At 74.3% G+C, this 25,312-nt stretch carries 24 protein-coding genes; 11 read left to right on the top strand and 13 right to left on the bottom strand.

Going from position 1 to position 25,312, the window contains the following annotated elements; translation table 11 throughout:
- Positions 1–20 precede the first annotated feature (20 nt).
- Complete coding sequence (locus IEZ31_RS32305; protein ID WP_190253823.1) at positions 21–287, top strand: hypothetical protein; 267 nt, start codon at positions 21–23, stop codon at positions 285–287.
- Here the strand turns inward: IEZ31_RS32305 and IEZ31_RS32300 are convergent.
- The 5 genes from IEZ31_RS32300 to IEZ31_RS32280 are packed head-to-tail and all read right to left on the bottom strand — an operon-like array spanning position 268 to position 4,822.
- Positions 268–984 carry an ABC transporter ATP-binding protein gene (locus IEZ31_RS32300; RefSeq protein ID WP_190253822.1) on the bottom strand — a complete coding sequence of 239 codons (717 nt, stop codon included), beginning with the start codon at positions 982–984 and terminating at the stop codon, positions 268–270. The genes IEZ31_RS32305 and IEZ31_RS32300 overlap by 20 nt on opposite strands.
- A complete protein-coding gene (locus tag IEZ31_RS32295) occupies positions 974–1,777 on the bottom strand; it encodes an ABC transporter ATP-binding protein (protein ID WP_229836024.1) in 804 nt (267 codons plus the stop codon). Before IEZ31_RS32295 ends, IEZ31_RS32300 begins: the two co-directional genes overlap by 11 nt.
- Positions 1,770–2,720 carry a branched-chain amino acid ABC transporter permease gene (locus IEZ31_RS32290; RefSeq protein ID WP_190253821.1) on the bottom strand — a complete coding sequence of 317 codons (951 nt, stop codon included), beginning with the start codon at positions 2,718–2,720 and terminating at the stop codon, positions 1,770–1,772. Before IEZ31_RS32290 ends, IEZ31_RS32295 begins: the two co-directional genes overlap by 8 nt.
- Entirely contained in the window at positions 2,717–3,592 is an 876-nt protein-coding gene (locus IEZ31_RS32285) for a branched-chain amino acid ABC transporter permease (RefSeq protein WP_190253820.1), read from the bottom strand. Before IEZ31_RS32285 ends, IEZ31_RS32290 begins: the two co-directional genes overlap by 4 nt.
- A 12-nt stretch (positions 3,593–3,604) precedes the next feature.
- Entirely contained in the window at positions 3,605–4,822 is a 1,218-nt protein-coding gene (locus IEZ31_RS32280) for an ABC transporter substrate-binding protein (RefSeq protein WP_190253819.1), read from the bottom strand.
- 1,328 nt (positions 4,823–6,150) lie between these two features.
- Here IEZ31_RS32280 and IEZ31_RS32275 point away from each other — a divergent pair.
- Positions 6,151–8,838 (top strand): AAA domain-containing protein, encoded by a 2,688-nt coding sequence (locus IEZ31_RS32275; protein ID WP_190253818.1) that lies wholly within the window; start codon positions 6,151–6,153, stop codon positions 8,836–8,838.
- On the opposite strand, the gene IEZ31_RS32270 is transcribed toward IEZ31_RS32275, so the two are convergent.
- Together IEZ31_RS32270 and IEZ31_RS32265 are read right to left on the bottom strand one after the other, a co-directional pair.
- The gene (locus IEZ31_RS32270) at positions 8,817–9,785 is read right to left on the bottom strand and encodes a hypothetical protein (protein WP_190253817.1); all 969 of its coding nucleotides are present in this window, start codon (positions 9,783–9,785) and stop codon (positions 8,817–8,819) included. The genes IEZ31_RS32275 and IEZ31_RS32270 overlap by 22 nt on opposite strands.
- On the bottom strand, positions 9,782–10,303 hold the full coding sequence (locus IEZ31_RS32265) for an RNA polymerase sigma factor (protein WP_190253816.1): 522 nt from the start codon (positions 10,301–10,303) through the stop codon (positions 9,782–9,784). Before IEZ31_RS32265 ends, IEZ31_RS32270 begins: the two co-directional genes overlap by 4 nt.
- 144 nt (positions 10,304–10,447) lie before the next feature.
- On the opposite strand from IEZ31_RS32265, the gene IEZ31_RS32260 reads away from it, so the two are divergent.
- Complete coding sequence (locus tag IEZ31_RS32260; protein ID WP_190253815.1) at positions 10,448–10,807, top strand: hypothetical protein; 360 nt, start codon at positions 10,448–10,450, stop codon at positions 10,805–10,807.
- Here IEZ31_RS32260 and IEZ31_RS32255 read toward each other — a convergent pair.
- Entirely contained in the window at positions 10,770–11,246 is a 477-nt protein-coding gene (locus tag IEZ31_RS32255) for a GNAT family N-acetyltransferase (RefSeq protein WP_190253814.1), read from the bottom strand. The two genes, IEZ31_RS32260 and IEZ31_RS32255, sit on opposite strands and share 38 nt — an antisense overlap.
- A gap of 89 nt (positions 11,247–11,335) precedes the next feature.
- On the opposite strand from IEZ31_RS32255, the gene IEZ31_RS59500 reads away from it, so the two are divergent.
- From IEZ31_RS59500 to IEZ31_RS32230, 5 genes are all read left to right on the top strand, one after another.
- Positions 11,336–12,931: a M28 family peptidase gene (locus IEZ31_RS59500; RefSeq protein ID WP_373294729.1), complete on the top strand. Its 1,596-nt coding sequence runs from the start codon at positions 11,336–11,338 to the stop codon at positions 12,929–12,931.
- 244 nt (positions 12,932–13,175) lie between these two features.
- Positions 13,176–14,810, top strand: coding sequence for a hypothetical protein (locus IEZ31_RS32245; protein WP_190253813.1), 1,635 nt, complete (start codon positions 13,176–13,178; stop codon positions 14,808–14,810).
- 15 nt (positions 14,811–14,825) lie between these two features.
- The gene (locus IEZ31_RS32240; RefSeq protein WP_190253812.1) at positions 14,826–15,551 is read left to right on the top strand and encodes an aminoglycoside adenylyltransferase domain-containing protein; all 726 of its coding nucleotides are present in this window, start codon (positions 14,826–14,828) and stop codon (positions 15,549–15,551) included.
- A 49-nt stretch (positions 15,552–15,600) separates the two neighbouring features.
- Positions 15,601–16,785 (top strand): hypothetical protein, encoded by a 1,185-nt coding sequence (locus tag IEZ31_RS32235; protein ID WP_190253811.1) that lies wholly within the window; start codon positions 15,601–15,603, stop codon positions 16,783–16,785.
- The gene (locus IEZ31_RS32230; protein ID WP_190253810.1) at positions 16,782–17,414 is read left to right on the top strand and encodes a helix-turn-helix domain-containing protein; all 633 of its coding nucleotides are present in this window, start codon (positions 16,782–16,784) and stop codon (positions 17,412–17,414) included. The genes IEZ31_RS32235 and IEZ31_RS32230 overlap by 4 nt, the downstream gene beginning before the upstream one ends.
- Positions 17,415–17,499: 85 nt before the next feature.
- Here the strand turns inward: IEZ31_RS32230 and IEZ31_RS32225 are convergent, their stop codons facing one another.
- Positions 17,500–18,021 (bottom strand): alpha/beta hydrolase, encoded by a 522-nt coding sequence (locus IEZ31_RS32225; protein WP_190253809.1) that lies wholly within the window; start codon positions 18,019–18,021, stop codon positions 17,500–17,502.
- A 149-nt stretch (positions 18,022–18,170) separates the two neighbouring features.
- Between IEZ31_RS32225 and IEZ31_RS32220 the strand changes: the two genes are divergently transcribed.
- On the top strand, positions 18,171–20,744 hold the full coding sequence (locus tag IEZ31_RS32220; protein ID WP_190253808.1) for a helix-turn-helix transcriptional regulator: 2,574 nt from the start codon (positions 18,171–18,173) through the stop codon (positions 20,742–20,744).
- A gap of 1 nt (position 20,745) precedes the next feature.
- Here the strand turns inward: IEZ31_RS32220 and IEZ31_RS32215 are convergent, their stop codons facing one another.
- Entirely contained in the window at positions 20,746–21,009 is a 264-nt protein-coding gene (locus IEZ31_RS32215) for a hypothetical protein (protein WP_190253807.1), read from the bottom strand.
- 564 nt (positions 21,010–21,573) lie between these two features.
- On the opposite strand from IEZ31_RS32215, the gene IEZ31_RS32210 reads away from it, so the two are divergent.
- Entirely contained in the window at positions 21,574–21,777 is a 204-nt protein-coding gene (locus IEZ31_RS32210; RefSeq protein ID WP_190253806.1) for a DUF397 domain-containing protein, read from the top strand.
- Positions 21,778–22,430: 653 nt separating this feature from the next.
- Here IEZ31_RS32210 and IEZ31_RS32205 read toward each other — a convergent pair.
- Positions 22,431–23,249, bottom strand: coding sequence for an SAM-dependent methyltransferase (locus tag IEZ31_RS32205; RefSeq protein WP_190253805.1), 819 nt, complete (start codon positions 23,247–23,249; stop codon positions 22,431–22,433).
- A gap of 92 nt (positions 23,250–23,341) precedes the next feature.
- Positions 23,342–24,115, bottom strand: coding sequence for a helix-turn-helix domain-containing protein (locus tag IEZ31_RS32200; RefSeq protein WP_190253804.1), 774 nt, complete (start codon positions 24,113–24,115; stop codon positions 23,342–23,344).
- Positions 24,116–24,353: 238 nt separating this feature from the next.
- Between IEZ31_RS32200 and IEZ31_RS32195 the strand changes: the two genes are divergently transcribed.
- Positions 24,354–25,019 (top strand): hypothetical protein, encoded by a 666-nt coding sequence (locus IEZ31_RS32195; RefSeq protein ID WP_190253803.1) that lies wholly within the window; start codon positions 24,354–24,356, stop codon positions 25,017–25,019.
- Here IEZ31_RS32195 and IEZ31_RS32190 read toward each other — a convergent pair.
- On the bottom strand, positions 25,006–25,312 hold a 307-nt coding region (locus tag IEZ31_RS32190), incomplete at its 5' end, for a pectate lyase (RefSeq protein WP_190253802.1). The genes IEZ31_RS32195 and IEZ31_RS32190 overlap by 14 nt on opposite strands.

Here is a 25,312-nt window from a genome sequence, read left to right as displayed (position 1 = left end):
CCGCCTGAGACCATGACGGCGTGCGCGTGGCTCAGCCTCGGCTGGCGGCGACCGACCCGGCTGGCGATATGCTCGGCCTCGACCGGCCGGACCTGGTCCGCCGGCGCGGCCTGATGCTGCGCCAGCGGGCCGTGGCGTTGCTGGCGACCAACCTGTCGGCGGTGGACGGCCGGTTCCTCGCCGACACCGTCGCCTATTACCGGGCGAACCCGGCGGAGCGCGCCGGGATCGGCACGCCCGCCGGGTGCCGGCGGCTGGTCGCCGCGGTCAGTGGGCCGCGGTCTTGAGCACGCCCATCTTGCCCTGGTAGAGGTCGTCCAGGGCGCGGCCGCCGTCCTCGGTCTGGGCGACCACCTCGCCGCGGACCAGGACGTAGCCGCGGCTGATCCCGCCGCGGACCGCGCCGAGGGCCGGCTCGGCCATGAGGACCGCGACGCCCTCCTTGGCCAGGCCGGTCACGGTGCGCAGCAGCTCCTGGACCACGAGCGGGGCCAGGCCGGTCATCATCTCGTCCAGCAGCAGCACCCGTGGGGAGCCCATGAGGGCGCGGGAGACGACGAGCATCTGCTGCTCGCCGCCGGAGAGGACGCCGACGAGGCTCTTGAGCCTGGTGCGCAGGATCGGGAAGCGGTCGATCGCGGTGTCGACGGCGGACCGCGGCAGCCGGAGCAGCTCCGCCATGACCTGCAGGTTGTCGGCCACGTTGAGCTTCGGGAAGAGCTGCCTTCCCTGTGGCACCACAGCGATCCCGGCCCTGGCCCGCGCGGCCGGCTTGAGCCGGCTGACGTCCTCGCCGTCGAGCAGGACGCGGCCGGTCGACGGCACCGAGCCGTAGGCGGCCAGCAGGGCGCTGCTCTTGCCGGCGCCGTTCGGGCCGACCAGGGCGGTCACCACGCCGCCGGGGGCGACGAGGTCGAGGCCGGTGACGGCGCTGGCGTGGCCGTAGCGCACGCGCAGCCCCTCGAGGCGCAGCTCATGAGACATGCTCGACGTCCTCCGCATCTTCGTCGGTGGCCGTGACCCCGAAGTACACCTGCTGCATCTGCGGGCTGTCGAGGCACTCCCGGGGGTTGCCGTCGAACACGGCCCGGCCGCGGTCGAGCAGCAGGATCCGGTCGACCAGCCCCGCCACCAGGTCGACGTTGTGGTCGACCAGGATGACCGCGTGGCCGCGCCGCTGGACGGTGCGGACCACCTCGGAGATGCCGGCCACGCCCGCGGCGTCGGAGCCGGCGAACGGCTCGTCGAGCAGCAGCACCAGCGGGTCCTGCCCGAGCGCGCGGCCCACCTCGACGAGGCGCTGCTCGCCGAGGGACAGGTCGCCGGCCGGCCGGTCGAGCCGGTCGATGCCGAGCTCGCCGGCGAGCTGCCGGACCGCTTCGGCGTCGGCGGCGGTGGCCGGGCGCAGCGCGCCGCGGAACGCGCCGGAGACCATCTGCCAGATCGTGCCGTGGCGCTTGGCGATCCGGCCGAGCAGCAGGTTCTCGGCGACGGTGAGCTCCAGGGCCAGCTGCGGGTACTGGAACGTGCGGGCCAGGCCCGCCTTCGCCCGCTTGGCGGCCGGTCCGGCGAGGCGCTGCCCGCGCAGGGTCAGGCTGCCCTCGGTGGCCGGCTGCGCCCCGGAGATGAGGTCGACCAGGGTCGTCTTGCCGGCGCCGTTCGGCCCGACGAGGCCGAGGATCTCGCCGGCCTCCAGCGTGAACGAGACGTCCTGCAGGGCGGTGACCCCGCCGTACCGCTTGGTGAGCCCGGATCCGAGCAGCAGTGTCTCAGCCACGTCGTCCCCCTACGAGTCGCACGAGCCTGCTCGCGTAACCGATCACGCCCTGCGGCGCGACCAGCAGGATGACCAGCACGCCGAGCGCGAGGATCAGCGTGCCACTGGTTTCGACCGCCGGGAAGTTCAGGGTGAGCTGCACGGCGATGACCGCGCCGAGCACCGCGCCCCAGGGCGTGGCCGAGCCGCCGATGAGCGGCATGAAGATGGCCAGGAAGACCAGGTTGAGCGTGAAGGTGTCGGGGGTGACGCTGCCCGCCGAGTAGGTGAACAGCCCGCCGCCGACGGCCGCGATGGCCGCGCCGACGGCGAGGGCGACGAGGTTCATCACCGGCACCCGGACCCCGGCCGCCTCGACGGCGCGGGGCGCGTCGCGCATGGTCCGCACGATGATGCCCCACGGCGACATGCGCAGCCGGTCGAGCAGGAACGCGATGACGCAGACGACGACGACCGAGCCGACGACGACCTGGTAGTGCGACGGCTGCCAGCCGAAGATGTTGAGCTTGCGCAGCGAGCCGAGGCCGCCGGAGCCGCCGGACAGCGACTCGGCGTCGACGAGCAGCGCCGTGAACGCCATGCCGAACAGCAGCGTCACCGCGGCCAGGAAGAACCCGGACAGCCGCCGGGTCGCCAGGCCGAGCAGCACCGCGACCACGGCCGCGACGATCGGCCCGACGATCCAGGCGGCGACGAGCGGCAGCCCGGTCTTGGCCGAGATGAGCCCGACGGCGTAGCCGCCGATGCCCGCGTAGGCGCCGTAGGCCATCGACAGCGAGCCCGCCATGAGGTACGGCACGTACATGCCCAGCGCGACGAGCGCGTAGGTCGCCGTCGTGGTGACCAGGGTCTGCTTGTACCCGTCCGCGCCGACCCAGGTCAGCAGCAGCGCACCGCCCACGACGCCGAGCAGGAGGCCCAGGGAGCCTCGTATCCGGTTCATGCCCTGACCCTCCTGACGAAGAGACCGCTCGGCTTGAAGGCGAAGAAGATCAGGGCCACGAAGAGCAGCCCGTACACGTGGGACTGGCCGCCGAAGTAGTACGGCACGAACACCTCGACCGCCCCGAGCAGGAGCCCGCCGACGAGCGGGGCCCAGACCGATCCGGTACCGCCGACGACCATCGCCAGGAAGCCCGACAGCGCCCAGCTGAGCCCCGACAGGGAGCTCACCCCGGCCTTCGGCGCGAACAGCAGGCCGGTGATCCCGGCCAGCAGCCCGGACACGATGAAGGCGATGAGCCGCACCCGGTTGACCGGCAGGCCGAGCAGCCCGGCGGCGTGGGTGCTGTCGCCGACGGCCCGCAGGAGGCGGCCGGTCCGGGTGAACCGGATCCAGGCCGCCAGCCCGGCGAACGCGACGACGGTGAAGCCGAGCAGCAGGACCGTGGCCGGCTGGACGACGATGTCGCCGACCGGCACCGGGTCGAACGTGAGCAGGTTCTGGCCCGGCAGGGTGGTGTAGCCGAAGAGGTACCCGCCGAGCTGCTGGATGGTGAACAGGACGGCCGCGACCGCCACCAGCGCCGGCAGTTCACCGCCGCCGGAGCGGCGCTGCACCGGCCGGACGACCGCCAACTCCGTGACGACCGCCAGGCCGGCCGCCGCGACGATCGCCACCGCGGCGGCGGCCCAGACGTTCATGTCCTCGTAGAGCACAAGGTATGACGTGCACAGGCCGCCGACCATGGCGTACGGGCCGATCGCGAAGTTGAAGAAGCCGGCGCCGACGAGGACCAGGTAATAGGCCAGCGCGAGCAGGCCGAAGAAACACCCCATCTCGAGTGCGGACAACCACAGCTGCAACTGGCCCATTCTGAGGTACTCCTACTTCTTGCAGGGCGGCTGGAAGGTGGCCCAGGGGCCCTTCGGCTTGTTGTCCTTGCCGAACTCGACGAGCGACAGGCCGCAGGGGCCGTCCGCGCCGAGGTGCTTGTCGGCGCTGAAGCTGAGCGTGAAGTTCGCCTGGCCAAACGTGGCCGGGTAGCTCTTGATGCTCTGGATGGCCTCGTTGAGCTTCTTCGGGTCGTCGGGGCCGCCGGCCTTCTCGATGGCCTGCTTGAGCAGGTGCACCGCGTCCCACGCCTGCGCGTCGTAGGCGGTGATGTCGTAGTCCTTGCCGTTCTTGGCCTGCAGCAGCTTGACCAGCTCCTGCGTGCGCGGGTTCTCGGTGTTGATCGAGCCCATGAAGATCAGGCCTTCGAGCGCGCCGGGGGCGGCGAGCTTCCAGCTGGAGGGCTGGTTGCCGATGGAGGCGAGCGAGAACCGCTTGGTGCCGGCCATCTGCGCCCCGAGCGTGTTCTGCGCCAGCACCTCGAACGCGCCGCCGACGCTCGTCACCAGGACCGCGTCGGGCTTGGCATTCTTGAGGCGGGCGACCTGCGCGGACAGGTCGCTGGCGTTGCCCGCGCCCTTCTCGGTGGCGACGATCTCCACGCAGTTCATGGCGGCGAACAGCGCCTTGTCCAGCGCGGCGATCGTGGTCGTGTCGTCGGTGAGGACGCCGAGCTTGGTGATGTTGGCGGCCTTGAAGGCGCCGCAGTACACCTCGGCCCAGTCGGTCGTCGTGTTGGCGAGCATGTAGATGAGTTCGTGGTCGGGCGGCGCCACGAGGGTGGCGGTCACGCCGGTGGGGGCGATCGCCGGCAGCCCGAGCTGGGTCAGCGTGGCCTTGGCCTGCAGAATGGCGGCGCTGCCACTCTGCAGCAGCAGGACCTTGGCGCCCTGGCCGGCGAGCTTCTGGAGCACGGCCGGGACCTTGGTCGGGTCGGACTCGTCGTTCTCGACGACGAGCTTGAGCGGCCGGCCCATGACGCCGCCCTTGTCGTTGATGTCCTGCACGGCGAGGCGGATGGTCTTGCCGGCGATGGTGGAGTACGAAGCTCCGGAGCCGGTGCTGTCCTCGTCCAGTCCGATAATGATCGGCGCGCCGGTTGCGGTGCCGTTGGTCGGCTTCTGGTCGTCCGCCTTATTGCCACATGCGCTGATCGCGAGCGCGGCCAGTGCGAGGCAGCCGACGATGCGACTCGTCGATAAAACGCCCATGTGTACCCCTGTCACGGAATGTTACGAAACGTCAACCTTCAGGCAGATCGCGGCCGAGCCGCCGGGATGTTCAAAACCTAACAAGCGCTTGGTTTTTACATCTTGGCCACGGCTGCCGGGCGTGTCAAGGACACTCGAGGCCCCTGCACGTAACAGAACCGTCAAACTCGCTCCCGCCGCCGAAGCCGACTCCCGAGGTCCCGGGCTCCCTCCATGATCCGGAGGAAAACCCCTGGCCGGGGTCACCGGAACGTCCATGATCGCCCTCGACCGCCCGGCACCTCCGCGGCTGCGGGCCGCCTGGCGGCAGTTGGCCACCCACCGTTACGACCGGTGGCGGCCGGGTGGAGGCGACGGGTTGTGGTGGCCGTGCGACGGAGGGTGTCGGTGTGACGGGTGGCGCTGCACGGCTGGCGGGCGCGGCGACCCGCCGGGCGCGACGGACACGTCGGCCGCGCCCGCTGTCGGGCACGCCCACTGCCGGGCGCGCGTCCACTCCCGGCCGCATCCGCGCTCGGGCACGCCCACCGCCGGGCACGCCCACCGCCGGACACGCCCACCGCCGGACACGCCCACCGCCGGCCGCCCCCACTGCCGGCCGCGTCCACGCCCGGCCGCATCCGCGCTCGGGCACGCCCACCGCCGGACACGCCCACTGCCGGGCGCGTCCACTCCCGGCCGCGCCCACTCTCGGGCACGCCCACTGCCGGACAACTCCACTCTCGGCCGCGGCGGATGGCAGGGCGGCAGATCGCGGCGCGGCCCTGGCGGCCGACCCGTGCCGGGAGTTGACCGTGGAACCTTTGGCAGCCCTGGCGACCACAAAAGTTCCACGGTCAACTCCGGAGTCCGGCCACTACGCGGCGGGCGGGGTCGCCGGGAACGGCCGGAACGGGAACGGAAACGGCCGGAACGGGCAACCGTCGGAACGGGCAACCGTCGGAACGGGAACCGGAACGGGAACCGGAACGGGAACCGGAACGGGAACGGGAACGGGAACGGGAACGGGAACGGCCGGAGTGGGCAACCGTCGGAACGGGGAACGGGAACCGTCGGAACGGGAATCGCCGGAGTCGCGGCAGGCGAAGTCGCAGCCGGGTGGGGCAGGGCAGGGCGGGGGTGGCAGGCGGGGTGGATCGAACAGACGTTGGTCGATCTACCCTCACAATCGGAGATCAACTTGAGGGTAGATCGACCAACGTCTGTGGCTTAAGGGGCCGGGCTCCGACAGGCGCGGGAGCGATCGAGGCGTGACCGGAGCAGGGTGCGACCGGAGCGGGCGGTGCGGGCGGCGGCGCCGTGCCCCGCGGTGACAGAATCGGCCGTCTATGGAACCGAGCAAGGTGCTAGCCGCCCTCGCCGACCTCGCACCGGCCGGTCGGGAGCGGACGCTCGACGTCGCCAAAGGGGATCAGCCCATCCTCTTTCTCCGCGACCCCGAGCGGGCCCCGCGCAACCGCAGCGCCGACCGGCTCGCGGCGCTCGACGCCCTGCACCGCGACGAGCGCATCCTGCGGCGCGGCTGGGCCTGGCTGCTCGGGGTCGCCGACGTCGACGGCACCGTGAAGAAGCTGCGCGTGCCGCTCGTGGCCGAGCCCGTGCGGCTGGAGCGGACCGGCCGCGGGTACAAGATCGTCGCCGCCGGTGACCTCGAGCTCTCGCCGCTCGTCACCGACCGCGACCTGGCCCGCACGCTCGAGGGAGCGCCGGGGCTCGGGAGCGCGGCCTGGCTCGGCGGCGTCGGCACCGCCGCGTGGGTCGCCACCGCGGCCGGGGCGGCCGGATTCACGCCCGACCGGATCGCGGGCGACGACACGCCGCTGGCGACGCTGCCGACGGACGAGCTGGTCGGGCAGGCGATCGCGGCGCTCTTCGTGGCGCGGGACGTGTCCGCCGCCGGGCTGCGGGACACCCTGCGCGCCTGGTCCACCCGCGCCGGGCTGGAGCATACGGCCCTCGCGGCCGTGTACGGGGCGCACACCGCGGCCGGCGAGCACGACGAGCCGGTCGTGTCGCCACTGCCGCTCAACGCCGCCCAGCGGGAGGTCGTGCGCCGGGTCCGCCACGAGCCGGTCGTGGTCGTGTCCGGGCCGCCGGGCAACGGCAAGAGCCACGCCGTCGTGGCGGCCGCGCTCGACACCGTGCACCGGGGTGGGTCGGTGCTGGTGGCGACCCAGTCGGCGCACGCGGCGGAGGTGCTCGGCGAGCTGCTCGCGCGGTACCCGGGGCCCGAACCCGTCCTCTTCGGCAACACCGAGCGGCGCGGCCGGATCCTCGCCGCGCTCACCGCCGGCCTGCCGCAGGGCGCCACCGGCCAGCAGCTGCGCGCCGACGAGGCCGCGGTCGAGGCGGCGCAGCGGGCCGTCGACGCGATCGCCAACGGCATCGCGGCCGCCCTCGACCTGGAGCGGGCCGCCGCCACCATGCGGACCTGGGAGCCGCTGCTGGCCGGCCTCCGCGCCGAGGCCCCGAAGGTCTTCGCCAACGACTTCGATCCGGACAAGACTCGAAAAATCCGATTCTTCCGCAAGTACCGCATCAAGCGACGAACCGGCGTCAGCGAGGACCGCCTCGCCCAGCTCCTCGAAGCACGGGCAGCCGACCGCGCCGCCGCCACCCTCGCCGTCAACGGCGGCACCGACCTCGGACCGGCCTGGGACGCCCTCCAGGACGCCGACCGCAGGCTCGCCGAGGCCATCGGCACCGCCATGCGCCACGCCGCCACCAGTGGCAAGCGCTGGAGCGGCGACGCCCGCCGCAGTACCGCCGCTCTCGCCACCGCCCTCCGCACGGGCCGCAACGGGCGCCGCGAAGCCCTCGCGGCCCTCGACGGCCCGGCGCTCGTCGCGGCGCTGCCGCTGTGGATCGGGACCGTCACCGACGTCGAGGATCTGCTGCCGCCGACGCCCGGCCTGTTCGACCTGGTCATCCTGGACGAGGCCGCCCACATCGACCAGCTGCGGGCCGCCCCGGTGCTGGCCCGCGCCCGCCGCGCCCTGGTCGCCGGGGACCCCAACCAGCTGCGGTTCGTCAGCTTCGTCGCCGACATCGACGTGGCCGCGACCCTGGCCCGGCACGGCCTGGAGGACCGGGTGGACGTGCGGCGCTCCAGCGCGTACGACGTCGCGGTCGGGGCCTCCCCCGTCACCTGGCTCGACGAGCACTACCGCTGCGCCCCGCACCTCATCGACTTCTCCGCCCGCCGCTTCTACCAGGGCCGGCTGCACCTGATGACCCGCCATCCGCGCACCGAGCGCATCGACGCCATCGACGTCGTGCACGTCCCGGACGCGACGGTCGCCGACGGCGTGAACAGGGACGAGGTCGACGCGGTCCTGGCCGCGATCGGCCGGTTCGCGAAGGCGGACGTCACGGGCATCGGGGTCGTCACGCCGTTTCGCGCGCAGGCCGACGCGATCGAGGCGGCGCTGCTCAAGACCCTGTCGGTCGAGGAGATCGAGCGGCTCGGGCTGCGCACCGGCACCGTCCACGCGTTCCAGGGCAGCGAGGCCGCCACGGTCGTCGTGTCGCTCGGCCTCGTCGACGGCGACTCCCCCGCCCGGCACCGCTTCGCCGCCGAGCCCAACCTGTTCAACGTCATGGTGACCCGGGCCCGGGAGCGGCTCGTCGTGGTCACCTCGCTGACCGGGGGCACCGGCCTGGTCGGGGACTACCTGGCCCACGCGGAGGGGCCCCGCAGCTCCCACGACGATCCGGATGCGGCAACGGTACCGTTCGTGCGCCGCCTGGCCACCGAGCTGAGGGCGGCCGGTCACGACGTGCGGACCGGGTACGCGGTCGGCGGCTGGCAGGTCGACGTCGTCGCCGACGGGGTCGGGCTGATCTGCGGCCCCCACCCCGACGGCAACGAGGCCCACCTCGACCGCCAACGCGCCCTGCGCCGGGCCGGCTGGGCACTGCACGACGCGTTCCCCAGCCGCTGGGCCGGCGACCCGGTCCGCGCGGCCCTCGACCTGTCGCCGCGGCTGCGGTCTCAGCCGATGGTGTCGCGGTAGCCGCGCTCCAGGACCCGCATCTCCCAGGGGACGCCGGTGCCGGAGCCGCCGCCGGCGAGCAGCTCGCCGGTGCCGGTGTCGAACAGCAGCGCCTCGCCGCCCTGGTCGCCCGGGGACGGGTGCGGACCCTCGCCGCGCGGCGCGGTGACCCGGATCCCGGTGCGGCCCTCCGGCGTGGTCTCCTCGCCGGCGCAGGCCACCCCGTCGACGCCCGCGAGGAACCGCAGGACCGCGGCCCGCTGCGCGGCGCCGAGGAGCCATTGCCGGCTGAGGTCGGCGACGTTGACCAGCGCCTGGGACGGGCCGTTCTCCCGCGGTTCGGACAGCTGCTCCGCCATCGCCGCCGGATCGGCCGGGACCGGTCGGCGCGAGTACTCGCCCGGTCCGAACGTCGTCCTCGGTTCCCGCACCAGCATCTCCGGGCGGGCCGCGAAGTACTCCTCGGACGCCCGGTCGGCGTAGCTGACCGGGCCGCGCGTGGTGTCGAGCTGGCCCGAGCCGTCGTCCGCGAGCCACTGCCGCACGTCGGCCCGCCAGTTCGCCCGCGCGAGGCTGCCCTTGCCCTCGTCCACCGCCAGGCCGCTGCCCATGTCGAGCCGGAGGTACTCGTACCGGCCGCTCCCCCCGTCGTACGGCGCGGGCTGCAGGCGCCCGGCCAGGTCCGTGAGGCAGTGCCCGCCCGGGGACGGCGACGGGGCCTGCGGGACCACCGGCGCGCCGCCGGAGCCGCTCAGCGTGGACGCGCCGACGCCCCCGGCGACCAGCAGCGCGGTCACCCCGGCGGCGGCCAGCAGCACGCCCCGCCGGCGGGCCGGCCGCGGCGGTTCGGCCTCGTACGTCGTGACGTCGTGCGCGGCCCGCCGCAGTACCTCGTCCGCGTCGCCCGGCCCGACCGGCACCCCGGCCGCCGGGTCGGCCCGTCGCAGCAGCTCCATCGCGTCGCTCATCGCGTCCCTCCTGTCACCCGCAGCGACACCGGCGCCGGCCGGTCGTCCAGGAGCGCGGCGAGCCGCCGCCGGGCCCGGTGCAGCCGGACCTTCGCGGCGGTCGCCCCGCAGCCGAGGACGACCGCGGCCTCCCCGGTGGTGAGCTGCTCCCAGGCGACGAGCCGGAGAATCTCCTGGTCGTCGTCGGAGAGCCGGCCGAGCGCGGCCCGCACGTCGAGCAGCGCGGCCACCGGCTCGTGCGGGTCGACGCCCGCGGTGTCCGGCAGCGGTACCGTGGGCGGCCCCATCCCCCGGCGGCGGTTCGCCAGCAGCCGGCGAGCCACCCCGTACAGCCAGGGCAGGGTCCGCTCGGGCACCTCCCACCGCCGCCGCCAGGCGACCAGGAACACCTCCTGGGCCAGCTCCTCGGCGGCGGCGAGGGCATCGGTGCGCCGCACCCCGTAGCGCACGACGTCCGGGTAGTGCCGGGCGTAGACGCCCCGGAACCACTCGGCGCCGCGTTCGTCGACGTCGCTCATACCCACCCTTGTGTCGCGCGCGGCGGGATGGTTACACGGAGCGGCTCACGGATGTGTTCGTCATCCGGCGCGGCACGGCGGCGTCGAGCACGCGCCCGAGGTCCGGCTTGCCCGCCATGCCGGGCAGCGTAGAGGATGCCCGGGGTGCGGTACGTCCTCGGCGCCCAGGTCGCCGTCCTGACCTACGGCGGCGTGGTCCACGTGGTGCAGCTCGCGACCGGCGGCTGGCCCCCGTACGGCTGGGCCCCGCCGTGGCTGGCCGCCTACTTCGTGTCCCTGACCCTGTTCGACCCGCTGGCCGCGGTCCTGCTGCTGGCCGCCCGCCGGGCGGGGGTCGTCCTCGCCGCGACGGTCCTGGTCACCGACGCGGCGGCGAACGGCTGGGCCACCTACGTGCTGCACACCGGCGGGACGACCGCCCGGGTGGCCCAGGCGGTGATCACGCTGCTCGCGGTGGGGGCGCTGGTCACCGCTCCGTGGCTGTGGCGTTCAGGTGGGCGATGATCGCGTCCCGGGTCGGGCGGCGGTCGATCTCCATGAACCGCTGCGGGCCCGCGACCGGCTCGAAGCCGGACCGGCGGTAGACCTCGTGCGCGTCGCGGGTGGCGAGCAGGAACCGGGTCAGCCCCTTCGCCCCGAGGTCGGCGACCATCGCGTCGACCAGCCAGACGCCCAGGCCCCGGCCGCGGTGGGCCGGGTCGACGAACACGTCGCAGATCCAGGCGAACGTGGCGTGGTCGGTGACCGCGCGGGCGAAGCCGACCTGGGCACCGTCGCGGTGCACGCTGTAGGGCAGCGATCCGGCGATCGACCGGGCGACGAGGTCCCGGTCCCGCCCGGCCGCCCAGTACGAGTCCTCGGACAGCCACCGGTGCACGGTGTCGAGGTCGACGGCGGCCGGGTCCGTGCTCAGGACGTAGCCGTCCCGCTCCCGCTCATTCACCCGGCCATCCTTGCAGAACGACTTCCGTCGATCTTCCTGTTCTGCCTACAGTGCCCCCCATCCCGTCCAACCACAGAGGGGAGCACGTCTTGTACCGCTTGCACCGCCGACTCCTCGGCGCGGCCACCGCCGCCGTCCTGGTGGCCTCGGCCGGCCTGGCGGCCCCGGCGAACGCCGCGCCCGGCAAGATCACACCGCAGCAGCTGACCAAGGCCGTGACCCTGCCCGGGGTCCTGCGCCACCTCGTCGCGTTCCAGCTCATCGGCGACCTCAACCACGGCAACCGGGCCTCCGGCAGCCCCGGCCACCAGCGCAGCGCCGACTACGTGGCCACGCTCCTGCGCCACGCCGGCTACCAGGTCACCCGCCAGCCGTTCGAGTTCAACTTCTGCGACGAGACCTCCTCGTCGTTCGCGCAGACCGCGCCCGGCCCGGCGACCTACGCCGAGGGCACCGACTACGATCTCATGACCTGCTCCGGCTCCGGCGACGCCACCGCCGCGGTCGTTCCGGTCGATCTCAACCTCGTCGCGCCGCGGACCACCGTCACGTCGGGCTGCGAGGCCACCGACTTCACCGCCGCCGTCGCCGGCAAGATCGCGCTCATGCAGCGGGGCACCTGCCCGTTCGTCACCAAGGTGGCCAACGCCGAGGCGGCCGGCGCGGTCGGCGCGATCGTGATGAACCAGGGCAACGGCGACCCGGCCGCCAACCCGGACCGCTACGACCTGCTCCTCGGCACGCTCGGCACGCCGGTCGGCATCCCGGCGGTGGGCGTCTCCTACGCCACCGGCGCGGCGTTCGCCGCCACCCCGGGCCTCACCGTGCGCCTGGCGGCCGAGACGACCGCCGAGATCCGCAGCACCGAGAACGTCATCGCCGAGTCGCCGGGCGGGCGGGCCGACCGCGTGGTCATGGCCGGGGCGCACCTGGACTCGGTGCCGGAGGGCAACGGGATCAACGACAACGGCAGCGGCAGCGCGGCGCTGCTCGAGGTCGCCCTGCAGATGGCCAAGTCCAGGCCGGTGAACAAGCTCCGGTTCGCCTGGTGGGGCGCCGAGGAGGCGAACCTGGTCGGCTCCACCTTCTACGTCGGCAGCCTCACGGCCGAGCAGCAGGCGGCGATCACGCTGTACCTCAACTTCGACATGGTCGCCTCGCCCAACTACATGTTCGGCGTCTACGACGGCGACGACTCGGCGGCGTCCGGCGCCGGCCCCGGCCCGGCCGGATCGGCGCAGATCGAAGCGCTGTTCGAGCGGTTCTTCGCCGGTCGCCGCCAGGCGACCAGCCCGGCCGACTTCACCGGCCGGTCCGACTACGGCCCGTTCATCGGCGTCGGCATCCCGGCCGGCGGCCTGTTCACCGGCGCCGAGGGGATCAAGTCGGCCGACGACGTCGCCAAGTACGGCGGGGTCGCCGGCGTCGCCTACGACCCCTGCTACCACAAGGCGTGCGACGACCTGTTCCGCGTCGAGGGCAAGGGCGGCGACGCGGCGCTCTACCGGCAGCTGCGCGCGCAGTACCCGCTGATCGGCAACGTCAACACCTTCGCCCTGGACACGAACGCGGACGCGATCGCCACGGCGGTGGCCACGTACGCGTTCGACACGTCCAGCATCCCGCCCCGCACCGCCGCGACGGCCAGGAAGGCCGGCGGACCGGGAGGGCCCGTCACCGGCTGACCGGGAGGGCCCGCTTCACCGCTCCTCGAACGACGTCCCCGCGAACGCGGCCCCGACGTCGGCCGGGGTCTCGGTGAAGTGGGCCCAACCCCGCGGGCCTGCAGCTGCACCGACGGCGTCGCGCTGCGCCCACACTTCCGCGGGGTGGTCGGCGTGCCCCCGCAGGCGGATCGGGCGCCTTTCGCGGATCTGTCGTACCCGGAGGATAAGGTGGGGCGTCCGGTACCTGGGGGAGGGTTGACCGATGGAAGACGACGTGGTGAAGCCACTGTCCGAGACGGTCCAAATCGGCATGCACGTGCCGGTCGTCCTGTTCGGCCTGGCCGGCGCGGTGCTCGCGCTCGTCATGCTCCGCCGCCTGGGCGCGCCGGCCGCGCTGCTGGCCGCCGCCGGCTTCGTGCTCGTGGCCGCCGACCAGATCCTGATCGTGGTCCAGATCCTGCACATCCAGTCGATGATCGACCGCATCAACGAGGTCCAGCCGGACGACTTCACCACGGTCTCCAACACCTACGGCATCATCGACGCCGTCCTGATCAGCCTGGGCGTCCTGCTCCTGGCCCTGTCCTTCCTCTTCCGCCGCCGCCCGGCCGACGCTGCCCTGCCGGCGGCCGCGTCTCCCGGCGCCTTCGGCCAGCCCGGCCCTTCGGCCTTCGGCCAGCCCCCGGCGCCCGCCGGCGGCTACGGTCAACCGGCGGCACCGCATCCCGGCGCGGCGGCCCAGCAGTTCGGCGGGCAGCCGGCCGTGGGGCACGGCGGCCAGCCCCCGGCGTACGGGGCACAGCAGCCGTCGACCGCTCCCACCACACCCGTATACGGCGCACCGCAGCCGTCGAGCGCCCCTCCCTATGGTGGCGCGGCCCAGCCGTCGAGCGCTCCCCCGGCCGCGTCCTACGGCGCTGCCCAGCCGTCCAGCGCTCCGCCCGCGGCCTCGTACGGCGCTCCCCAGCCGACGACCGCTCCCCCGGCCTCGCCGTACGGCGGCCAGCCGTCGAGCGCCCCTCCCACCGCCTCCTACGGCAGCGCCCAGCCGTCGAGCGCCCCTCCGGCCTCGCCGTATGGCGGCGGCCAACCGTCGAGTGCCCCTCCCGCGGCTTCGCACGGTGGCCCGTCCTACGGCGGCCCGCAGCCCGGCATCGCGCAACCCACGTCGTGGCCGGGTGCCCAGTCGCCGAGCGCCCAGCACACGGCGCCGTGGGCCCCGCCCTCGGCACCGACGAGCGGCCCGGCCGCCGGCCATCCGCACGCGTCCCACGGCCAGCAGCCCGCGCCGCCCGGGGACCAGCCGACCACGGTCTTCGGCGGTCAGCCCGGCCCGGCCACGAACTCCGGGGAGGAAGCGACCACGGTCTTCGGCGGACAGCCGGGCCAGGCCGCGAACGCCGACCTGCCGACCGCCCGGTTCGAGGGCGCCCCCGGGGCGTACGGCCAGCCCGCCGCTCCCCACAGCGCCCCCGGCCATCCCTCGCAGCAGCCGGGCGCCGCGGGCCAGCCTCCCACGTCCTACGGCACGTCGGGCCAGCAGCCGGCCACGCCCTACGGAACCTCCGGCCAGTCGGCGGCGCAGCAGCCGGCCCCCGGCCAGCAGCCGTCCCACCAACCGCCGGCCGGCTCCTACGGCGGCCCGGGCCAGCAGCCGCACGCCCAGCAGCCGCCGACCCAGCAGCCGCCGGCTTCCTGGCCGCCCGTCTCCTGGCCGCCGCAGGCCGGGCAGCCGCAACCCTCGCAGCCCCAGCCCGGGCAGGCACAGGGCGGGCAGGCGCCGCAGGCCGGACAGGCGCCGCCGGCCGGGCAGGGGCAGCCGTCGCACCAGCCGCGGCATGCGCAGGCGCCGGACGATCCGGACGCGGCGCCGGCCAGCGGACCGCCGCGGCAGTAGGGGCGCAGTTCCGGGATGGAAGCGGCGCTTCGCGCGGCGAACGACCTCGCGCTCTCGGTCGCCCGGCTGGTCGAGGCGCCGACGCTGGCGGTGATCCTGCACGGGTCGCTCGCCACCGGGGACTTTCTCGGTGGGCGCAGCGACCTTGACCTCCTGGCGGTCGTCGACGGGCGCCTCGCCGACGCCGAGGCGGCCGCGCTCGAACGGCTCGTGCGCGACGCCGGCACCGGTGGGGCCGGCGGCGTCGACCTGCACGTCGTGACGGCGGAGGTCGCCGCCCTGCCGGCGCCGGCGCCGGCGTTGGAGCTGCACGTCGGGCGGTATCCGGCCGGCATCGAGGTCACCCGCGACTCCCCCGCCGACGCCGACCTGCTGCCCGAGCTGTCCGTCGCCCGGGCCACCGGGCGGAGCCTGCTCGGGGGCGAGCCCGCGGCGGTCATCGGGGCGGTGCCGGCGGCGTGGGTGCGCGACCGGGGGCGGTTCTGGCTCGAGCGGTGGAGCGGGCTCACGGACGACGACGAGTATGCCGCGCACATGGTCCTCACCGCCTGCCGCATCTGGCGGTTCGGCGTCGAGGGTGTGCACTGCGGCAAGCTCCCGGCGGCCGAGTGGGCGCTCGCCCGGCGGCCCGGGCTGGCCGCGATCCCGCAGGCCGTCCGCCGGTACCGTGACGATCCCGCCGCGCCGGTCGACCCGGCCGGCATCGCCGCCGTCCTGGCCGCCGCCGCGCGCGAAGCCTGACGGGCACCGCCGGCCCCGGCTGGGGGCGGGCGGACGGTACCGTCGCCGCATGATCAGCGTCGGGGCATGCGTCGATCTGCTCGTGGTCGTGTCGGTCGGGGTCGGGGTGGCGCTCGCCGTCCGCGGTCGTCCCACGGCGCGGGGTGGCCATCCGCCCGGGCGCTGGCTCGCGGGTGTCGTCGCGGCGATCTACCTCAACCAGGTGCTGTTCACCGTGTACGTGCTGCGCGTGCACGGGGGCGATCCGGGGTTCGTGGCGCGGTATCTGCCGGCGGGCTGGTTCGACCTCGCCAACGGGGCGGCCATGCGCGCGCTCGCCGGGGTGTTCCCGGCGCCGCGGCTGCTGAGCTGGACGGTCCTGCGGGCGCAGGCGGTGCTCGAGCTGCCGTTCGTCATCCTCGCGTACCTCTGCGCGGCCCGCCGCCTCGATCCCGCCCGCGCCCGCACGCTGACCGCGCCGCCCGTCCTGTGGGCCGCGTGCATCGCCTGGACCGTGGTGTTCAGCCTGGTCGAGTGGGGGCTGCCCAACCCCTGGACGCACGCGGACCTGGCGCTGCGGGCCGTGTCCGGGATCCTCACGCCGCTCGCCGTCGGCCGCTGGGTCCGCCCGGCCCCGGACGGCGACCGCGGGCCGGCCACGGCCGGGGAGGTGCTGCTGGCGGTGCTGTCGGTGGCCGCGATCGGCGCGCTGGTCCTGGTCGTGTACGACACCGCTCTCCTGTACAACCTCGGCCACCTCCCCGCCCTGCTCCCCGCCGCACTGGCCGCGGCCCTGGTCATGGCCGGCGCCGACCGGTGGTCCGCGCGGCTGCGCAAGGTCCCGGCGGGCGGGCCGGAGCGCGGTCCCGCGATCGGGACCGTGGCGGCGGGGCTGGGCTCGTTCGTCACGGTGTTCTTCGTGCCGGCGCTGCCGATCCGCTACGCCCTCGATCTCGGCACCCCCTGGCTCACCGCCGCCGCGGCCGTCCTCGTCGCGGGAGTCGCCCTGGTGCTCGCCCTGCGTCAGGTGGCCCGGCGGGCCTGCGGCGACCGGCGGGCCTGGGGCGTCTCCCTGGCCGCGGCGGCCGTCGGCGGGACGGCGTCGACCGGGCTCGCCTGGGTGCCGCCGCCGACCTACCCGGAGGTGCGGCTGCTGCTCGCCGCCGGGCTCTTCCTCGGCACCACGACCGTGGTGGCGCAGGCCGCCGACCGATTGGTAACATCGCGTATCCAGAAACGGCGTGTTACCGAATGACGCGGCTCTCGCGCGCGCAAACCCAGGAGCGCACCCACGCCCGGCTGCTGGCGGCCGGGCGCGCGGTCTTCCTGCGCCGGGGGTTCCTGGTCGCGACCGTCGACGAGATCGCGGCCGAGGCCGGGTACACCCGCGGGGCCGTCTACAAGCACTTCGGCGGCAAGGAAGGGCTCTGGCAGGCGATCCTCGAGGCCACCGCCGACGCGCACCTCGCGGCGCTGACGGCCGCGTTCGAGGCGGCGACCACCCGGGCCGACCTCCTCGACGCCCTGGACCCCGCCCGCTTCGCGCGCCGCGACAACACGCCGGCCGCCCCGGGGCCGGTCGACGGGGCCGAGGCCGGGCGGTGGGCGCTGCTCGGCGCCGAGTATCTCGCCGCCGTCGCCGGCCAGCCCGAGCACGCCGCCCGCCTCGTCGCGCTGCAGCACCGCCTCGACGCCGGCCTCGCGGCGCTGCTCGCCCGCCACTGCCCGCGGCTCGGCGTGCGGCCGGCCGTGCCGATCCCCGCCCTGGTCGTCGCGCTCGGCGCGGTCGGCGGCGGGCTCGCCCTGCTGGCCGCGGCCGACCCGTCCCTCGACGCGGGGGCGGTGGCCGATGCCCTGCTTCCGGTACTGCTGCTGGAGGCATGACGATGCTGATGGACTGGTTCCGCCGCCGGTTGCGCTGCATGAGTCCCGCCGCAACATCGTCTGACGAGCCGGGTCTGACGGCGGGTCAGGTGGCCAGCGCCGCCCGCAGGATCCCGGCCGCCGACGGGGTCCACAGGACGTGCGCCGCCAGTGGGACCGCACCGCGGCGGTCGGCCAGGACCATCAGCTCGTCGGCGCGGTCGGCCGCCTCGGGGTCGGCGCTCAGCGCGATCCGGGCCCCGTCCAGGCCGTGCTCGGCGCCGTGCGCGGCCACCCACGCGAGCGCCGTGTAGTCCTCCTCCAGCGCCACCGGCACCCGCGCCGTCGGGGCGAGCGAGTAGTCCACGACGACCACCGCCGCGTGGACGTCGGCGGCCAGGCCCAGCGCCCGCCGCTGGGTCGCCCGGTTGCGGCGTCCACTGTGGACGTACCCGATCACGGGCAGCGGCAGCGCCAGGCCCGGCGGGCGGAAGAGACGGAACCACGTCTCCCCGGCCGGGCCGCCCGGCACGACGAAGTCGCGGGCGCACGACGTGGTCCGGCGCGGGTCGGTCACCCGCGGACGGCCGGTGGGAACAACGACACGAGGATCGGCGAGAGTGGTCATCCGGCTGCTCCTTCGGTACAACGTGATGCCTCAACACTGAGCCGCTCGGACCCGCCGGACATGGGTCATATGACGGCATTGCCGGAATAGCCCGGCGCGTGCCTACGCTGCACCGGGGGACAGCCCCGAGTCCCCGGACGGAGAACGACATGACCGCGCACCTCATCGGGCGCGAGGCCGAGCTGCGCCGGATCCGCACGCTCCTCGATGCCGGGCACGGCGCGCTGCTCCTGCGCGGCGGGCCCGGCGCTGGCAAGACCGCCCTGCTCGACGCGGCCGCCCGGGCCACCCGGCGCACCGTGCTGCGGGCCGACGCCGTCGGGTTCGAGCAGGACATCCCCTTCGCGGCGGTGCATCAGCTCGTGTACCCGCTGAGCCGCGACCCGATCGGCACCGCGCGCGACCCGCTCGCCGTCGCGACCCGCGTGCTCGCCCTGCTCGACGAGGCCGCCGCCCGCGGCCCGCTGCTGCTGATCGTCGACGACGTCCCGCGCGTCGACGCCGGCAGCGCGGCCGTGCTCGGGTTCGCCGTCCGCCGCCTCCGGCACGACGTCGTGGTGCTCGCCTCCGCCCGGACCGGGGCCGCGAGCTGCTTCGACGAGCTGCGCATCCCCGTCCTCGACGTGCCGCCGCTGCCCGCCGCCGAGGCCGGGGCGCTGCTCGACGCGCGGCGGCCGGGGCTGGCACCCGCGGTACACGAGCGAATCATGCGGGAAGCGGACGGAAACCCGCTCGCGCTGCTCGAACTGGCGACGGCGCTCACCGACCGGCAGGTCGTGGGCGCCGACCCGATGCCGGACCCGCCGCACCTGAGTCCGCGGTTGTTCCAGGTGTACAGCGAGGGCCTGCATGATCTCGCGCCCGACGCCCGCGACCGGCTGCTCGACGCCGCCCTGGACACGTGGCCGTCCGGCAGTCCCCTGGAGCGGGCGGCGGTCGTCCAGCTGGCGACGCCGGCCGAGCGCCGCGCCGCGCACCGGCGGATCGCCGAGACCCTCACCGGCGACCCGTCGCGGCGGGTGTGGCACCTCGCCGAGGCGGCCGACGCGCCCGACGAGTCGCTGGCCGTCGACCTGCAGCGGGCCGCCCGGGCCGCGCAGCGCAACGGCAGCGCGGCGGCCGCGGTCACCGCGCTCGTGCGGGCCAGCGAGCTGAGCCCGGAGCCGGCCGACCGGTTCCGCCGGCTCATGGAGGCCGCGTCGCTGGCCAGCGTGACCGGGCCGCTCGAACGGGCGACCCAACTGCTCGAGGAGGCACGGCGGGGCGGCGCCGACCCGGACGGGTCCGCGTTCACCGCCGCGGCCGTCGCGATCGGGCTCATCCACGGCGACGGCGACATCGACACCGGCCAGCGGATGCTCGCCGACGCGCTCGACCGGGCCGACCCCGACGGCCCCGACGGCGCCGGCGACTGGGTCGGCGACGCGCTGCACGGGCTGCTGATCGCCTGCGAGTACGGCGCCCGGCCCGAGCTGTGGCAGCTCCTCGACCGGGCCGTGCACCGGTTCCAGCCCGAGGGGATCACGCCGCTGCGGCTGTGCTTCGACGCGCTGACCGACCCGGCGAGCCCGCCGTACCCGGTCCGCGAGGCCGTCATCCGCATCATCGACGAGCTGTCGCGCGACGTCGGGTCGTGGTACTTCGCGCCGCTCGCCTACGCCGCCCTGCGCGTCGACGCCCTGTCCGGCTTCCGCCACGCGGTCGAGCGGATGGTCGAGCGCGAGCGCGGCGGGGGCGGCTACACGTTCGTCATCTCGGGCCTGCTCCTGCTCGGCGTCGACGCGTCGTACCACGGGCGCTGGGCCGAGGCGGAGCGCTCGCTGAGCGAGGGCCTGGACCTGGCGGTGGCGCACGGGTACCGCCTCTTCGAGGTCCAGCTGCGCAGCCACCTCGCGTTCCTGGCCGCCGCCCGCGGCGACGTCGAGCGGTGCCGGGTGCTGACCGACGGGATCAGCGCGTGGGCCGCGCCGCGCGGGGTGGGCCTGACGCAGGCGTTCGTGCGGCGGGCCCGGGCGGTCGCCGCGCTCGGGCAGGGCGACTTCGAGGAGGCGTACGTCCAGGCGTCGCTCGCCGCCCCGGACGGCCCGTCGGCCGGCATCCCCGCCCGCTGGATGGTCATGGACCTGGTCGAGGCGGCGGTGCGCACCGGGCGCCCCGCCGAGCAGTACGTGGCGGCCGCCCGCCGGTCCGGCATCCCGCGCATCTCCCCGCGCACCGCCCTGCTCACGGCCGGCGCGGCCGCCCTGGCCGCCCCCGACGAGGAGGCGGACACCCTGTTCCGGGCCGCGCTGGCGCTGCCGGAGGCCGACCGCTGGCCGTTCGATCAGGCGCGGATCCAGCTCGCCTACGGCGAGTGGCTGCGCCGCACCCGCTCCACCGGCCGGGCCCGGCTCCAGCTGCGCGCGGCCCTGGACACCCTGGACCGCCTGGGCGCGACCCCCTGGGCCCAGCGGGCCCGCAACGAGCTGCGCGCGACGGGTGTCGGGGGCGCGGCCCGCGTCCCCCGGCAGTCGACGGCGGGGGCGGCGCTGACGTTCCAGGAGCGCCAGATCGCCTCGCTGGCGGCGACCGGGCTGACGAACAAGCAGATCGGCGAGAAGCTGTTCCTCTCGCACCGGACGGTCGGCGCGCACCTGCACCGGGTCTTCCCGAAGCTGGGAATCACGTCCCGGGCGGCGCTGCACGACGCCCTGCAGGCGGTGGACGCCGCGACGGCTTCCTGACCTACCCGATGGGGATGCGGCGACTCAGCGTGAAGTCGAGCGTGCTGTCGAGCAGCGGGTCGGCGTCGCTACGGGTGGTGACGTCCTCGGCCGTGACCGTGTCCACGCCGGTCCCACGGCCCTCGGTCGGGCGGTAGCGGACCGTCGCGGCGTCCGGGGACGAGCAGACGACGATCCCGGCACGCCGGACGCCGGACTTGGGGATCCAGACGCGGTCGCCCGGGCTGAATGTCTGCGACTCGGCCGGGCGGGTGGGCGCGGACATGTTCACCTCCGTCGTGACCGGTCGGCTGCTTCGCGGCGCCGCCCGGTGGGTTCAGATGCCACGCAGCTGGACCGCGTGGCAAGCGCAGATGTGCGAGCGGTGGTCGGGGCTGGCCCGCGTGCAACGGTGCTCGGGGCCGGCCTGGCAGGTCCGGGTGTCGGTCCAGCGCTGCCCGCACGTGGCCGTTTCCGGCGGCGCGGCGGGCTGTGCGGACATGACGCTCCCTTTCCAGTGCACATCGGGGGGTTCGACCGACGACTGTTGACGAAGAGCATCGCAGCGCTTCGCGCCCTGTGCAAGATTTCACGGCGATAAAACGTCATCCAGAGAACATGCATCCCACCAAATTTCCACTACGCTATGTCAGCCACGGTTTCATCGTGAAAGACGAAGCCGTTGCACTGGCAGTACACAGACAGTGGACCACCAGGCACAAGACGCGTCGGAGATCATGGCGGATGGTTGACGAATGATCACTCACCGTAACTGTGTGACGTAGTTCGCACCCCCGGCCGAGAGGCACCGCCGACGCCCCGGCATCGCGCCACCACGAGGAGTTACGGAATGCAACACAGTGAATGGATCATGTCGAGCCGTTCGACGGGGAACGGCGGCAGCTGCGTCGAGGCGCGCCGTCACAACGACATGATTGAGGTCCGCAACAGCAAGAACCCGTCCGCGGGCTCCGTACTGTTCACCACCGAGGAGTGGGACTCGTTCCTCTTCGGCGCGAAGCGGGGCGAGTTCGACCGGCTGTTGCACGGCTGATCGATCCGGGGCGGCCCGGCAACGCGGCCGGCCGCCCCTCGCCGAATACCGCTCCCGCTCGGCGCCGGCGTTGCCGGACGGCATCGACCGGCGCCAACGGGACTACACGGGGTACGCACGAACGACGGTCAATCTACCCTCGCCGCCCAGCTCCGGAGCGAGGGTAGATTGACCGATCTCTGTTTTGGGCCACTTTTCGACGCCCGGCCGCCTCCGCCCGGCCGGGCACCCTTGCCGCTGCGCGCGCCCGAGCCACGACCGAGCCACGGCCACCGCCGGCGCGCTTCCTCCCCGCGCCGACCTCGCTCCACACGCCCCGCCACGACCGCGACCGTAGGCGCGCTTCCCCACCGCGTCGATCTTGGAGTTGTGGTGCCCGGACACTCCGAGATTGCCCCGGTTTGGCAGGCACCACAACTCCAAGATCGGCGCGGTGGTGGGAGCACGCGGCTCGGAGCGGTCCGGGCAGCGCGGAGGGGCCCCGCGCCACGGAGGCGGGCGGCCGGCGCTGCGGACCGTGACGGGCGCGGGCACGGCCCGCCTGGGCCGCGGCCGGGGCTTGAGCGCGGCCGGGCCCTAAGGCGGGGCGGGTCAGGGTCAGGGGACGCGGTCCGTCTGGGCCGCGGCCGGGCCCTAGGTGGCGGCGGGTGGGGTCAGCGGACGCGGCCCACGCCGGCCAGGCCGGCGCTCAGGGCCGGCCGGTCCGTGAAGTCGGTGGGGTCGTCCGGCGCGGGACGCCACTCGGGCAACCAGACCACGCCCGGGTCGAGCAGCTCCTGGCCGGCGAAGAACCGCTCGACCTGGGGCCGCGAGCGCAGGTGGAACGGGGTCGTGGTGCTGCGCTGATACAGGTCCTTGGCCACGGCCAGGTCGTCCGACCTGGGCTCGGCGAGGCCGTCGGCCGAGGCGTGGGAGATCGCCAGGAAGCTGCCGGGGACGAGCGGCGCGCACAGCCGGGAGACGGCGTCGACCGCGGCCTCGTCGTCGGGGACGAAGTGCAGGACCGCGATGAGCAGGACGGCCACCGGCTCGCGGAAGTTGATGAGGCGACGCACCTGGGAGTGGGTCAGGATGCTGTCGGGATCGCGCAGGTCGGCCCGCACGGCGGCGGAGCGCTCGTCGCCGTCGAGGATCTCCAGGCTCTCCGAGACGGCCACCGGGTCCAGGTCGACGTAGACCACCTTGGCGTCGGGGACGATCGTGCGGGCCACCTCGTGGACGTTGCCGGCGGTCGGGATGCCCGAGCCGATGTCGAGGAACTGCCGCACGCCGGACTCGGCGAGGTGCCGCACCGCGCGGCGCAGGAACGCCCGGTTGTTGCGGGCCAGTGCCGGGACCAGCGGGAAGAGCTTGGCAACCGCGTCAGCGGCCTCACGATCGGCGGGGAAGTTGTGGATCCCCCCGAGGTGGTAGTCGTAGATCCGGGCCGCGGTGGCCGGTTTGGGCTCACCGCTCTGTGCCGCTCCTGCCACCGGAGACCGCCTTGCTTGGGGAAGGGGTATGTCGGCGCATTCGCATGGATCACGCCTTGCCGTGGATCATACCCGGCCCAACCAAATGAAAGTCATCGAAAGTCCGCGAGCGGCACCGAAGCGTCACGGACCAGGCGGAAGATCCGCCGATACTCGGCGATCTCGTGGTCCTCCTCGAGATACAGCGCGCCGACGTGCGACTCCAGGTACACCATGTCGGGGTCGTCCGCGTCGTCGAAGTCCAGGATACGGAACGCGCCCGCCATCGCGGCGTGCGCACCGGCCGCGAACGGCAGGACCCGGACCTCGACGAGGCCCTTGGCGTCGATCTCCCGCAGGTGGTCGATCTGCCCGTCGAGCACGGCCTTGCCGCCGACCTGCCGGGTGAGCACGTTCTCGCCGATGACGGTGATCAGCTGCGGCACCGGAGAACGGCTGAACAACGCCTGCTGGCGCTGCATGCGCAGCTTGACGTGGCGCTGCGCGGCGTCGTCGTCGGACGGCTGCTCGGCCGCGAAGACGGCGACCGCGTACTGCTCGGTCTGCAGCTCGCCGGGAACGATCTCCCCGTCGTAGGTGCTGATCCGGTTGGCGCTCGCCTCCAGGCCGACGTAGAGCTTGAACCAGTCGGGGATCACCGGGTTGGCGTCCCACCACTCCTCCTGGGACGTGCCCAGGGCGAGCTCGGCGAGCGCGTCGGTGATGCTCTGGTCGGCGCCGTAGAGCCAGCACAGCGCCCGGACGTTGGCCGGCGTGACCGGCACCTTGCCCGTCTCGATGCGGTGCAGGGTCGGCTCCGAAATGCCCAACTTCGCCTCGGCGACCTCGCGGCGACTCTTGCCGCTGGCGACGCGTAACCTGGTCATCCGTCGGCCGAGCGTCCGGCGCACCACTCGCTGTCCGGTGATCGGCATAGCTCGCTCCCGCTCGATTTTTCTTTCACGATGAAGGACGACCCGAACACCCTACAGCGTGTGCACCCGCGGTTACACCACCTCCCGTACAGACTTGTCGATCAGCTTCGTCCCGGACCTGCGCAGAGGGCCTTCGAACCGGACCCGGAATACCGCAGACGGCATCGATCATCGTTACTAGAATGCCCGCATGGGGCGCGACGTCAACCGCCGGAGCACCGCCGTCGCCGTCCTCGCCGTCGCGGTCGTCGCGCTGTCGGTGACCGGCGGCGCCCTGCTGGCCTGGAGCACCGCGACCGGCAACCTGTGGACGGGCGCGGCCGGCGGCGTGGTGCTCTGCCTGGGCGGCGGTGGCGGCATCGCCGCGATCCTGGCCGTCACGGGCGACGACCGCGCCTGGTGGGCCCTGCTCACGCTGGCCGGGGCCGGCATCGCGCTGGCCCTGACGGCCGTGCCGGCGTACTCGGGCTCGTTCGCGGATCCGGTGCGGGCCACGGTCACCGCGGCGGCCCCGTGCGTCGACTACGGCCCGTTGCGCGCCGAGCTGCACAAGCCCGACGCCGGCTGCGTCGGGCGCGCCCGCCTGACCGCCACGGCCACCGGCGAGGACCTGGGCTGGACCGGCTGCGCCGACGACCTGCGCCCGGGCGACGCGGTGGAGGCCCTGGTCGACCCGCTCGGCTGGCTGCCGCCGCAGCGCCCCTCGTGCGCATTGTCCGGCCGGTCGGCGGCGGTCCCGGTGGCGGCGCTGGCCGCCTTCGCCGCGGCCGCGGTGACCCTCGCGCTCCGCCAGCACGCCGGCGTCACCGGGCGACTCACTCCCGGTGACGCCGGCCCACGGTCTAGCGGTACGTGATGTCCGACGCGCTGTAGAAGCAGTTCTTGCCGTCGGCGCCCGACCCGACGTGCTCGGGCTCCTGGCCCTTGGGCGCGCCGTTGTACTTGTCGCAGATCGTCGCCGAGCCGTACACGGTGATCCTCGTGAACCGGGCCGTGTCACCCCAGTTGATGTTGATGCCGGCGATCACCTTCGTCGACCGCGCGATGATGTTGTCCACCACCACGTGGCGCTGGTACGAGTTGGTGCAGTTGCCGCAGGCGCGGTACAACTTGCCGGCGCTCTCCACGGAGAAGCCGGAGATGTTCACC

The sequence above is a fragment of the Dactylosporangium sucinum genome, assembly GCF_014647515.1.
GTDB classification, from domain to species: Bacteria; Actinomycetota; Actinomycetes; order Mycobacteriales; family Micromonosporaceae; genus Dactylosporangium; species Dactylosporangium sucinum.
The sequence above is the reverse complement of the archived record's forward strand: the minus strand, read 5'-3'. Positions and strand labels throughout refer to the sequence as shown.